This window comes from Pseudomonas sp. 478 (genome assembly GCF_003254125.1).
Classification (GTDB): Bacteria; Pseudomonadota; Gammaproteobacteria; order Pseudomonadales; family Pseudomonadaceae; genus Aquipseudomonas.
This window is the reverse complement of sequence record NZ_QKZG01000002.1, coordinates 449,819-462,198: the sequence shown is the minus strand read 5'-3', so window position 1 is coordinate 462,198 and position 12,380 is coordinate 449,819. Positions and strand designations below refer to the sequence as shown.

Genomic DNA, 12,380 nt, shown 5'->3' with positions numbered 1-12,380 from the left:
AAAGAAGCAGGTCTGGATCAGACTTCGTCGGGGCTGCGCAGGTTGGTGACTGCGATTCGCTGTTCGCGGCGCTGTTCCTTTTGCGAAGGCATCTCGGCGCGGTACACGCCTTGATCGCCGACGACCCAGGAAAGCGGACGACGCTCCTGTCCAATCGACTCCTGCAACAGCATCAAGCCTTGCAGAAAAGCTTCAGGGCGGGGCGGGCAGCCAGGCACGTAGACGTCCACGGGTAGGAACTTGTCCACCCCTTGAACGACGGAGTAGATGTCGTACATGCCACCGGAGTTGGCGCACGAACCCATGGAGATAACCCATTTAGGCTCGAGCATTTGCTCGTAGAGACGCTGAATGATCGGCGCCATCTTGATGAAGCAGGTACCGGCGATAACCATGAAATCCGCCTGACGCGGCGATGCCCGGATAACCTCGGCGCCAAAGCGCGCGATGTCGTGGGGCGCCGTGAAGGCGGTGGTCATTTCCACGTAGCAGCACGAAAGACCGAAGTTGTACGGCCACAGGGAGTTCTTGCGCCCCCAGTTGATCGTGCCGTTAAGCACGTCTTCGAGCTTGCCCATGAAGATGTTTTTGTGGACTTGATCTTCTAACGGATCGGAAACGGTTTCCCGTTCGCCAATCGGATACTGCTCGTTAGGAGCATCGGGGTCGATCCTGGTGAGATTGTATTGCATTGCCAAAGCCTCATTGTTTCAGCTTCGCTTGCCGCTTAAGACGAGCTGCCGGAGCCCAGTCAAGGGCGCCCACTCGAAATAGGTAGACAAGACCTGCCAACAGAATTGCTATGAAAACGAGAGCTTCGACGAATCCGGTCCAGCCGCTTTCGCGGACGGACACAGACCAGGCAAAGAGAAAAAGGGCTTCGATATCGAAGATCACGAAGAGCATCGCAACCAGATAGAATTTTGCTGAGAGCCGCAAACGGGCGCCACCTGTAGGCAGCATGCCGGATTCGAACGGTTCGTTTTTGCTGCGGCCCCAGGCTTTTGACCCGAGGAGGCTGGAGACGCCGAGCATGAAGGCACAAAGGCCGACGACGCCCAGAAGGAAAATGGCAAAGCCCCAGTTGTGGGCCATGAGTCCTGTCGCTTCGGGCATGCTGGTAATCCTTAACAGAGAGCAAAGGTCTCTGAGCTTGAAAAGAAACAAAGCAGTGACGATATGTCGCAGCAATCAATCCCGCTGATTTTATGGCACAACACCGTGCAAGTAAAATTCCTATAGCGAAATTATTTACAGGAATAAGGACATAGCGCACCTCCAAAGCCCTGTAGCCCATGCCGTTCGGGCATTAGCCGGCATTTCATCAATATTGTTTTGTAGGAAATGTAACGAACATAGCGCTCGCTAAATGATAATCAATGTTGTTTGTGGCGGTTTTTAAACTGTTTAACCCGGTGAGCGTCGGAAAGTTGCCTTATATGCACGTTACTGCAAGTAGTGGGCGGGGTCGTTTTACCTTCTTTTCCTGGTCGAGAAAATGCTCTGGATCAAGGTTTTTCGCCCAGTTTTGCGGCTTGTCGCATTCCCTGTGGGAGTCGGGGTAGGTAGCGTTCATGGAAAACGCCAATAGGCACGCAATGCGTAAGACTGCCGCGACTTTCCGGGTTCTCTAAATGCAGCTGTGACCCCCGTCGATTACCAGATCGGCACCGGTCATCCAGGATGACTCATCAGATGCGAGCAGGATGGCAGCGCCTGCCATATCTGCAGGCATGCCAGCGCGCTGCATGGGAATCTCCTTTTTTCTGTTCTGCCATACCTCTGGGGAATCCCGCCACTGATTGGCGTTACCACTGGTCGCGGTCAGCCCAGGTGAAATCGTGTTGACTCTGATGCCATAGGGTGCCAGTTCTACCGCGCAGCTTCGTGTAAGCATGGACAGCGCCGCTTTGCTCGCCTGATAAGCTGACATTCGGCTGACCGCCTTGAAGGCACTGACCGATGAGATGTTAATGATGCTGCCGCCCTGTTTGCGAGCGATGCAGTCTCTTGCAAAGCGTTGAGTCATGAAGAATGGAAAGCGGAGGTTGACCGCAAGGGTTTGTTCGTATTCGTCTTCGCTCAGCTCCAGAAATGGAGTACGGGTTATGAGTGCCGGGTTATTGACGAGTATATCCACGGGGCCAATGGCTGCTTGCGCTTCTTCGAAAAGTGCATCAGTGCTAGTGCTTGCAGCATCCATAAGGGTGAAACCGGCCCGCTGGCCAAAGTGTTCAGCTAATGCAATGACTGCACGAGCCCCAGCTACATCAGTGCGGGCGGTAATGAAAACATCGGCGCCCTGGACAATGAAAGTTTCGGCTATAGCTCTTCCAATACCTGCCGATGCGCCTGTTATAAGCGCTCGTTTTCCTTTGAGTCTTCCATTCATGATGAGTTAATACTCCGTGGCGAGAGTTTGCTGGTCGCGTGCGCAAAGTATGAATGTGACGTAATACTTGAATATAGAAGGTGCGTCACTTTTTGCTGGCGTGAAGTAATTTTTCAGAAAGTTCCTACGGATCATTCATCTACCAATGTGCGAACTTTCCTAAGCGTTGGTGAACATTGATTTTATGAGATTGATAGTAGGCTGCCGTTAGGTAAATTCGGTGGCTGGATAGGTGGCATTGAAATCAGTATGGGTCTAACTCTTATGTCTATAGAGAGAGGTCGTGTATGACTGAGCAAAAAAACAAGTATATAAATACGGCCAGGTCCGTAGAGATTGGTAATCCATCCTGGGCGCTTGCGCAAAATTCGGGGCTGACCGATTTGAGTATCAAGCACGCTCCGCAGGGGCGTATGCAGGACCAGAATGGTCATTTGTTCATGAATATGTGCTCTTGTTCATATTTGGGTCTCGAGGTCGATCAACGTCTGGCGCGACGTGCCGCAGATTATGTGTTGAGTTGCGGTACCGTGAATTTGCCTACCTCACGTATCAGAATAAGGTTGAAAGAACTCGATGAACTTGAAGACGCCTTATCGGCACATTTTAAGTGTCTAGCATTCACAGCGACTTCCTGCAGTGCGGGCATCGTCGCGTCTCTGCCCCTACTGGCGGCCGGTATGTTTACAGATGGCCAACGTCCCGTTTTGATTTTTGATAAGCATGCGCACTTTGCACTGAATCAGGTCAAGGCCATCTGTGGTGATGAAACGCAGGTTGTCACTTGCAATCATAATGATGTCGACTTTATTGAAGATATGTGCAAGCGCCATCCTTTGGTCGCGTATGTTGCTGACGGTGCTTACAGCATGGGAGGGAGTGCGCCTATTGAGCGGTTGTTGGCGTTGCAGGATAAGTATGGGATGTTTCTCTACTTTGATGACTCTCATTCATTAAGTGCCTATGGCGAGCGGGGTGAGGGCTATATTCGTACTTTCATGCCTGAGCTTAATCCACGAACCCTGTTGGTTTATTTATTGGCCAAGGCTTTTGGCGCCAATGGTGGCGGTATATTTATGTCGGAAAAGGCCAATTATCAGGAGGTTTTTCGCCGTTTTGGCGGACCGATGTCCTACTCGCAATATGTAAACCCCGCCACTGTAGGCGCGGCCATGGCTTCCCTGGATATTCACAAGACCAGTGAACTGGCCGTTTTGCAGGAAAAGCTCAGTTCCAATATTCGTCTGTTCGACAGCATGTTTGTGACGGAACACGCGGGATCGGGTTTGCCGATTCGGGTTATTCCATTGGACAGTCCGGATATGGCGATCGGCGTTTCCGAGGGGGTATTCAAGCGTGGGTATTACACCTCAATGAGGGCAGCAGGAGTGATGTGACGGAAGCAGTTCAGTAGTGAAGCCATTGCTGATAATGACCGGCTTGGGCACCGGGATGCGCAATATCGTGCTGCTCCGATTGCTGTTCGTCATGGCGAATGCCTTGGGTCCCTTTGCCGCTTTGTTTTTCCAGCGTCATTACCGGCTCGATAGTTCCGGGGTGGCGTTGGTGATTACACTGATGTCGGCGTTTTTCCTGGTGGGTAACTTGTTGGGAGGAGTGTTGGTCGGACGCTATACGTTCAGGACTCTGCTGGTCTGCTCTTCTTTTTGTTCATTTGTATGCTTGCTGTGCGGGATTTTGTTCAGCGCGCCGGTCGCATCCATTGCCATGGTTTTGCTGTTCATGTTCTGCGCGGGGCTGGTCACACCTGTGTTCAGTATCTTGACGTCCTTGACGGCTAACGATAGTAACCGCGTCGCCTCTTTTGGCTATTTGCATCTGGCCAGCAATCTGGGAGGGGCTCTGTTGTTTGTCATTGGCGGATATTTACTGGCTCTCGATAGCGTCTATCTAATGCTTTTTGCGCTGGTCACCAGTGTGTTGTGCCTGTTTTCAAGTGCCTGTCTGTCACTGCCGGAAAGCCACGGCAGCACGCCTGCAACAAGGGAAACTTCAATTGGCATAATGGCTGGTATACCGCATATCGTAATTGTCGCGGGTGTCATGTTCTTTGCGTTGGCGGTGCTGGATGCGCAGCGTGAGTACCATCTGCCTTTGTGGCTTGATGTGGTAACGGCGGGGAAGGCTGCCAGCCTGTTCGGTGCGGTAGGAATCGTCAATGCGCTGCTGGTGATCCTGTTGACGCAGTCACTGATTGCGTTGACGTCGCGTTTCGAGCCGCTCACCAATTTGGCTTTTGCCGCTATTTTCTACAGTGTCGGTTTTGGCGCCTATGCCTTATTCGAACATACGGTACTGATTCTGTTGTTTGTTTTCTTCTGGACGCTGGGTGAGATTCTCAGCGTTACCTACGTCACCGCGCTTATCTCGCAAAAAACGCCATTGCAAACGCAACCTACGCTCTTTTCTCTTGTTCCGGTCGTGCTGGCGGGGGCGAGGATGGTGTCCGTGGGGCTGGGAGCCTTGCTGATCGCTGGTGTTGGTTTCCAGTTGAGCTGGAGCCTCTATGGGGGGCTGGGCATCGTATTTGGAGGCATCTGTTTTTGGGTCGGCCACAGGACAATTGCATTGCCCCGCGTCACATCGCGGGACAGGAACTAACAAAGGAATTGTGGGTTGATCGAGTCTTGTCGCTCAGCTCCAGCACAGTTAAGGAGCTTCTATGCGAGCACAGTATGACGCGGCCTCTGTTGAAAGTACGGTTCAGGCCCAATGGCTTGAAAATGATGTATTCAGGGCGGTTGAAGATGCTTGCCGGCCTAAATTCTATGCCTGCTCGATGCTTCCCTATCCATCGGGAAAGTTGCACATGGGGCATGTACGCAACTATACGATCAACGACATGCTGGCTCGCCATATGCGCATGAAAGGATTCAATGTCCTGATGCCTATGGGGTGGGATGCCTTTGGCTTGCCCGCGGAGAACGCAGCTATGAAGTCGGGTGTTTCGCCAGCGCAGTGGACACTATTGAATATCGCGGACATGAAGTCGCAAATGCTGCCTTTGGGGTTTGCCTTCGACTGGTCCCGGGAGATTGCCACTTGCGACCCTGAATACTACAAGTGGAGTCAGTGGTTTTTCCTCAAATTGCTGGAAAAGGGTGTGGCCTACAAGAAGACCCAGATAGTCAATTGGGACCCTGTCGATCAAACGGTGCTGGCCAATGAACAGGTAATCGACGGTCGAGGTTGGCGTTCGGGGGCTCTCGTCGAGAGGCGGCAGATTCCAGGTTACTACCTGCGTATAACCCAGTATGCCGAGGAATTGCTCTCGGCAATCGACGCTCTGGATGGTTGGCCGGACAGGGTCCGCACCATGCAGCGTAACTGGATAGGGAAGGTCGCAGGGGTACGTTTGGCTTTTGCCCACCGAATCCAGGACGCTGCCGGACAAGTGATCGACGAAGGCAAGCTCTGGGTATTTACCACCCGTATCGATACGCTCATGGGGGTAACCTTCTGTGCCGTATCCCCTGAACATGCACTGGCCAAACATGCCCTGGAGCTCAACCCTGGGCTGGAGCCGCAGGTGCACACCTGTCGACAAACGGCGAATTCCGGCCCATCCAGCAGCCAGAGCAAGTTTGGCGTCCCCTGTGGCTTGCATGTGGAGCATCCGTTAACCGGTGAGCCTGTTGAGCTGTGGATAACCAATTATGTGCTTGGCGAGTATGGTGACGGAGCCCTGATGGGGGTGCCTGCGCACGATGAGCGCGACTTCGAATTTGCCAATCAATATGGCTTGGCCGTCCGCCAAGTCATTGCCCGGAGCGATCACGTATTCGACCCGACGTTCTGGTCCGACAATTACACTTGTCGAGAGGGGCATCTCATCAACTCTGGTGTCTACGATGGCCTCACTGTTACAGAGGCGGCCCAGGCGATAACCGCTGCGCTGATTGATCGCCGAATGGGTGAGAAGACTACGACTTGGCGCCTGCGCGACTGGGGGATCTCACGGCAGCGTTACTGGGGGACGCCGATTCCTGTCATCCAGTGTGAGCAATGTGGTGACGTGCCGGTGCCTTATTCGGACTTGCCGGTCGTATTGCCTACTGATTGCGTGCCGGATGGCAGCGGCAACCCGTTGCTGGCGCATAAGTCGTTTCGCGATGTGGATTGCCCACGCTGCGGAGCGGCAGCGCAGAGGGAAACAGACACCATGGATACCTTCGTCGATTCGAGCTGGTATTTCATGCGTTATTGCGATCCTGATAGCGATACCTCGATGGTGGGGCCCGGCAGTCGTTACTGGTTGCCAATCGATCAATACATCGGTGGTATCGAGCATGCGGTGTTGCATTTGCTCTATGCGAGGTTCTGGACACGAGCAATGCGTGACGAAGGGCTGGTGGATTTCAGCGAGCCGTTCAAGAACCTGTTTACCCAAGGCATGCTATTGCGTGAAAGCTATTACCGAAAAGCCGATGACGGTAGCCTGCAGTGGTTTTACCCCGCGCAGGTGGTGGTCGAGTATGACGAAAAAAGCCGTCCTCTGAGGGCTACGGCGCTTGAGGACGGTTTACCCGTCATCATCGGTGGCGTGGAAAAAATGTCCAAGTCGAAGAATAACGTCGTCGAGCCGAAAGACATCATTAACAAGTTCGGCGCTGACACCGCCCGACTTTTCACAATCTTTGCAGGTCCTCCTGATCAGAGCACGATCTGGAGCGATAGCGGCGTTGAAGGTACCTATCGCTTTCTGCGCCGGCTCTGGAGCTTCTTCCACGACGATCAGGCTCGGCGCTGTGCAGATGATCGGGTTGGAGACATTGCTGAATCGAAACGCGTGCGCTTTGAGATGCATCGTTTGCTGCAGCAGATCAACAACGATTACGAACGACTGCAATACAACACTGTCGTTTCGGGTGCGATGAAGATGCTCAAGGTGCTTGAGGGTGGCAGGGCTGCCGGCCCACAAGTGGCCCGCGAAGGCATGGCGATCCTGTTGCAGGTTCTGCACCCTGTGACGCCGCACATCACTCAGGTCCTTTGGACGGGGGGTGGGTTCGAAGGCGATATTTACGACAGTTCGTGGCCCATGCCGGACAGCGAAGCCTTGAAACAGGACGAAGTAAAAATGATGGTGCAGATAAATGGCAAATTGCGCGGGCACATTATGATCGAGGCTGATGCCGAGCATGACGCCATTCGGTGCAGGGCGTCATCCGACGCAGGGCTGCGCAACCACTTGAAAGGGGCGGGCAGGATGATTGTGGTGCCCAACCGCCTGGTGAACTTCATCGTCTGAACTTTCGAGCTGGCGCACCGGAAACAAAGCGCGGTTACCGAGGAGGTACCACCCTGGGTCACCGTAGATGCTGAATGTTGGACCGCTTTCGCGAGCAAGCCCGCTCCCACAAGGTTTTGCGTTGTTGGTTAAATCACGCGCAAAAAAACGCCCCGAACCAGTCGGGGCGTCAGATGTGCGGCGTTGCAGTTAGCTTTCTATTCGGTCCGCAACGGCCGTTTGCTCAGGCGAATCGGATCAGTGGAACTGTTCTTCTTCAGTCGAACCGGTCAGCGCGGTTACCGAAGACGTGCCACCTTGAATCACAGTGGTCATGTCGTCGAAGTAGCCGGTGCCCACTTCCTGCTGGTGAGCCACGAAGGTGTAACCCTTGGCAGCGTCAGCGAACTCTTGCTCTTGCAGCTTCACGTAGGCAGTCATGTCGTTACGGGCGTAGTCGTGCGCCAGGTTGAACATGCTGTGCCACATGTTGTGAATGCCGGCCAGGGTGATGAACTGGTGCTTGTAACCCATGGCAGACAATTCGCGCTGGAACTTGGCGATGGTCGCGTCGTCCAGGTTTTTCTTCCAGTTGAAGGAAGGCGAGCAGTTGTACGACAGCAGTTGGTCCGGGTATTCCTTTTTGATCGCTTCAGCGAAGCGACGAGCCTCGTCCAGATCCGGCTTGGCGGTTTCGCACCAGATCAGGTCGGCGTACGGAGCGTAAGCCAGGCCGCGAGCGATGGCCTGGTCGAGACCGGCGCGCACTTTGTAGAAGCCTTCCTGAGTACGTTCGCCAGTCACGAACGGCTGGTCGTACGGGTCGCAATCGGAAGTCAGCAGGTCAGCCGCGTTAGCGTCGGTACGGGCCAGAATGATGGTCGGAGTACCGGCAACGTCAGCCGCCAGACGGGCAGCGGTCAGCTTCTGTACAGCTTCCTGGGTAGGAACCAGTACCTTGCCGCCCATGTGGCCGCATTTTTTCACGGAAGCCAGTTGGTCTTCGAAGTGAACGCCGGCAGCGCCTGCTTCGATCATGCTTTTCATCAGCTCGTAAGCGTTCAGTACGCCGCCGAAACCGGCTTCAGCGTCCGCCACGATTGGAGCGAAGTAGTCGATGTAGCCTTCGTCGCCCGGGCCTTTACCGGCTTTCCACTGGATCTGGTCAGCACGACGGAACGAGTTGTTGATGCGCTTGACCACGGTTGGAACCGAATCCACCGGGTACAGCGACTGATCCGGGTACATCGATTCGGCGGAGTTGTTGTCCGCAGCGACTTGCCAGCCCGACAGGTAGATCGCCTGGATACCGGCTTTAACTTGTTGTACAGCCTGGCCGCCGGTCAGGGCGCCCATGCAGTTGACGAAATCTTTCTCAGGACGGAAGGACGGTTTGGCGCCCTGGGTTACCAGGTTCCAAAGCTTCTCGGCGCCCAATTTTGCAAAGGTGTGCTCAGGTTGAACCGAGCCACGCAGGCGGACGACGTCAGCAGCGGAGTAAGCGCGTGTCACGCCTTTCCAGCGTGGGTTTTCAGCCCAATCTTTTTCGAGGGCTGCAATTTGCTGTTCGCGTGTCAGTGCCATGGAGATAAACCTCGTCGCATAGGTCTGGGTGGAAAATTCCTGCTCCTGCCAAGTACGCAATTAGAGGGGCGTAAAAGGCTGCTCGCTGACCAGAAGCTTAGGTGGTCAAGTCGGATTCGGCGGGGGTGGCGACGGGATGAACGATGGGCTCGAGGGGAAGTGAGCAGGTAAGGGCGAACTGTCGAGCGCATTCGGGCGTCGTGGGCCTTGGTACGAACTTCAGTGTGGAGCCGGGTTACCTAATTACGCTTCCGTCCCTCGGGACAACTTCGTTCCAGTCGGCAACCTCGTCAAACACACCTTGTGGGCGGTACAGACACGAAGCGGCTCGCGGGATAGGTGCGAACGGCGCTTCGAAGGCCCTTGCCAGGGCCCCTGATTAGCGGGAGCGAGGCCATCATGCCTTTGCTTTTTTGTATCGTCAAACGTTTTGTAGTGCTTTTTTTATGGCACTACATCTTTGGTCTAATACGACTAATCAGTCAGTTTTCGGTGGTTTAGTCCAAAGTATCGACTTTCACCCGCAGGGTCATGTCATCTCGGCCCTGAGTCGAGTAGCTGCGGGTCTGGCCCTGTTTGTCGGCCTGAGTCTGGCGGTTCACGCCGGCCAGGGTGATCCATTCACCCAGTCGTCCCGTGACAGTTGTGTCGGTACTTTGCACATTCACTACATCGGGACGTTCCTGGCTCATCCGGTCACGATTGGTGCTGATTGCGAGGTGAACGATGTCGCCGGTAACGCTGGCGGTGACGTAGAAACCCTGGGTGACGTTGCGGTATTCGGTCTGGCTTCGCAGATCGCCGTAGGAATCGGTCTGTGTGCTGGTGAGCGGAACGCTCTGGCCGACCTGGATCAGTGCCGGCGCCCCTTCGCTGGCCTGGATCTGCTGAATCCCGCCGTCACGGCTGTCGGTACTGCGATTGATGATGCGAGTCTGGCTCGGTTTGGCGCCATTTACCGAGTAACCCTGATCGCCCTGGAAGTTGTTTTCGTTGGTGTCGACAGTGATCAGCAGGCGCTTGGGTTGGGTATCGAGTTGTGCAATAAGGGCTTTAAGTTCGTCGATCTTGCGTTGATCGGCATTGACGATCAGTTGGTTGCCATAGGCGCTGACTTGGCCTTCCTTGCCGATGAAATCCTGGGCCATCGGCAGCATGTCGGCACTGGTGTGGTAGTTCAAAGGCACGATCTCGGTGGCGGCCATGACCGAAAAACTGCAGGTCAGCAGCAGCGTGGTGAGCAGGGTGCGTAGGGACATATCCGTTATCTCCGACATCTTGAAGTGTTGATATTGCCAGTTTGTCGGCCCGGCGTGGGGCAAGTTGAATCGTAGACAGCAAAACGCCCCGGCATCCGAGAATGACGGGGCGTTTTGTGGTGTTCTCTGTGGCGAGGGGATTTATCCCCGTTGGGTCGCGAAGCGGCCCCAAAATAACCACGGTGTATCAGGTTTTCCGCATGCAATGGTTTGACGGCTGCTTCGCAGCCGAACGGGGATAAATCCCCTCACCACAGGGTCTCAAACGGAGTGACGCACCATGTCCACATGCGGAATGCCTGCTTCCAGGAATTCCTCACTGACCAGGCTGAAGCCCAGGCGCTCATAGAACGCCGTGGCTTGTACCTGCGCGCTCAGCATCTGCTGCTTCAGCCCGCGCTTCTCGGCTTCACCGATTACCGCTTGCATCAGCGCATCGCCGACTTTCAAGCCGCGCCAGTCTTTCAGCACCGACACCCGGCCGACGTGGCCGTCGGGCAGTAAACGAGCGGTGCCAATCGGAAAGTCGCCTTCGAAGGCCAGGAAATGCACCGCCGTTGCGTCATCAGCGTCCCATTCCAGCTCAGGCGGAACGGATTGCTCGGCGATGAACACCGTCTCACGAATGCGCCGGATCTCGGCGATGTCCTTCTGCCAGTCTGCGACACGAACGTGGATTTTATTCATCAGCAAACCCCAAGCTGCCTTGCTTGACCAGCTCGCACAGCAGACCGCGGCCGTCTTCGTCGCTAAGCCAGTCGCCGAGGTTATCGGTGTGCAGGGCGTCGGCAGCGCAGATCAACTTCAGCAGCTCGCGCAGTTTGCCCGGCAGGTAACGGCTCTGACCGCTGGCGAACAGCAGCAGGTCGTCATCGACTTCGGACCAGGCCATGCGCGCGCTCGGGTTGCGGATCAGCACAGCGCCTTGTTCCAGGCTGGCGAGAAAGTCTTCTTCTTCGACTTCTTCCGGGCCGACGATCAGTTCCGGGTAGCGCGGCTCGGTCATGTACTGGCCGAACCAGGTCAGCAGCAGGCGCTCGTCGCTCATGTGCTCGGCCAGCAAAGCTTTCAGGCGATCAAGGGCGTCGTGCTGAATCTGGTGTGGATCGACCGCCGGCAGGGCGTCGGCATCGGTGTAGCGCTCTTCATCGGTCAGGAACTGGCTGAGGAAGTCGGTGAAGTGAGTCAGCACTTCAGAGGCGCTCGGGGCGCGGAAGCCGACCGAGTAGGTCATGCAGTCATCCACCGCGACGCCGCAATGGGCCAGACGCGGCGGCAGGTAGAGCATGTCGCCCGGCTCCAGAACCCACTCATCGGTGGCTTCGAAGTCGGCGAGGATGCGCAGGTCCGCGTGTGGCAGCAGCTTGCACTCGGAGTCGCACATCTGGCCGATCTTCCAGTTGCGCTTGCCGTGACCTTGCAGCAGGAACACATCGTAGTTATCGAAATGCGGACCGACGCTGCCACCCGGGGCGGCGAAGCTGATCATCACGTCGTCGACGCGCCAGCTCGGCAGGAAGCGAAAGTTTTCCAGCAACTCGCTGACTTCTGGCACGAATTGGTCGACCGCTTGAACCAGCAGGGTCCACTCGGTTTCCGGCAACTTGCTGAATTCGTCTTCGGCGAACGGGCCGCGACGCATTTCCCAAGGACGCTCACCGTGTTCGATTACCAGGCGCGATTCAACTTCTTCTTCCAGCGCCAGGCCGGCCAGTTCGTCCGGGTCGATCGGGCTTTCGAAATCAGGGATCGCCTGGCGGATCAGCAGCGGTTTTTTCTGCCAGTAGTCACGCAGGAATTCGCGCGCCGTGATGCCACCCAGAAGTTGAAGAGGAATATCAGGATTCATGTGTAACCTATTGAAAAAAAGCACTTTTCAGACGGGAATAAAAAC

10 protein-coding genes are annotated in these 12,380 nt (G+C 55.3%); 3 read left to right on the top strand and 7 right to left on the bottom strand.

Annotated elements, in window-relative coordinates:
* Positions 1-17: 17 nt before the first annotated feature.
* The 3 genes from DFS28_RS05930 to DFS28_RS05920 form a co-directional block, all read right to left on the bottom strand.
* Positions 18-692: an NADH-quinone oxidoreductase subunit B family protein gene (locus DFS28_RS05930; protein ID WP_008146035.1), complete on the bottom strand. Its 675-nt coding sequence runs from the start codon at positions 690-692 to the stop codon at positions 18-20.
* Positions 693-702: 10 nt separating this feature from the next.
* Positions 703-1,116, bottom strand: coding sequence for an NADH-quinone oxidoreductase subunit A (locus DFS28_RS05925; protein WP_008146033.1), 414 nt, complete (start codon positions 1,114-1,116; stop codon positions 703-705).
* 514 nt (positions 1,117-1,630) lie between these two features.
* On the bottom strand, positions 1,631-2,392 hold the full coding sequence (locus DFS28_RS05920; protein ID WP_111448966.1) for an SDR family NAD(P)-dependent oxidoreductase: 762 nt from the start codon (positions 2,390-2,392) through the stop codon (positions 1,631-1,633).
* Positions 2,393-2,679: 287 nt separating this feature from the next.
* Between DFS28_RS05920 and DFS28_RS05915 the strand changes: the two genes are divergently transcribed.
* The 3 genes from DFS28_RS05915 (at position 2,680) to leuS (ending at position 7,664) form a co-directional block, all read left to right on the top strand.
* Entirely contained in the window at positions 2,680-3,789 is a 1,110-nt protein-coding gene (locus DFS28_RS05915; RefSeq protein WP_256596795.1) for an aminotransferase class I/II-fold pyridoxal phosphate-dependent enzyme, read from the top strand.
* A 16-nt stretch (positions 3,790-3,805) separates the two neighbouring features.
* Positions 3,806-5,014 carry an MFS transporter gene (locus tag DFS28_RS05910; RefSeq protein WP_256596794.1) on the top strand — a complete coding sequence of 403 codons (1,209 nt, stop codon included), beginning with the start codon at positions 3,806-3,808 and terminating at the stop codon, positions 5,012-5,014.
* A gap of 61 nt (positions 5,015-5,075) precedes the next feature.
* Positions 5,076-7,664, top strand: a complete 2,589-nt coding sequence (gene leuS / locus DFS28_RS05905) for a leucine--tRNA ligase (RefSeq protein ID WP_111448965.1) — start codon at positions 5,076-5,078, stop codon at positions 7,662-7,664.
* 237 nt (positions 7,665-7,901) lie between these two features.
* On the opposite strand, the gene aceA is transcribed toward leuS, so the two are convergent.
* The 4 genes from aceA to DFS28_RS05885 all read right to left on the bottom strand — a co-directional run bounded on the left by aceA (position 7,902) and on the right by DFS28_RS05885 (position 12,335).
* Positions 7,902-9,227 (bottom strand): isocitrate lyase, encoded by a 1,326-nt coding sequence (gene aceA / locus DFS28_RS05900; protein WP_053121621.1) that lies wholly within the window; start codon positions 9,225-9,227, stop codon positions 7,902-7,904.
* Positions 9,228-9,724: 497 nt separating this feature from the next.
* Entirely contained in the window at positions 9,725-10,486 is a 762-nt protein-coding gene (locus tag DFS28_RS05895; protein WP_111448964.1) for a secretin N-terminal domain-containing protein, read from the bottom strand.
* A 261-nt stretch (positions 10,487-10,747) separates the two neighbouring features.
* Positions 10,748-11,173: a GNAT family N-acetyltransferase gene (locus tag DFS28_RS05890; protein WP_111448963.1), complete on the bottom strand. Its 426-nt coding sequence runs from the start codon at positions 11,171-11,173 to the stop codon at positions 10,748-10,750.
* Positions 11,166-12,335 (bottom strand): cupin domain-containing protein, encoded by a 1,170-nt coding sequence (locus tag DFS28_RS05885; RefSeq protein ID WP_111448962.1) that lies wholly within the window; start codon positions 12,333-12,335, stop codon positions 11,166-11,168. Before DFS28_RS05885 ends, DFS28_RS05890 begins: the two co-directional genes overlap by 8 nt.
* Positions 12,336-12,380 lie beyond the last annotated feature (45 nt).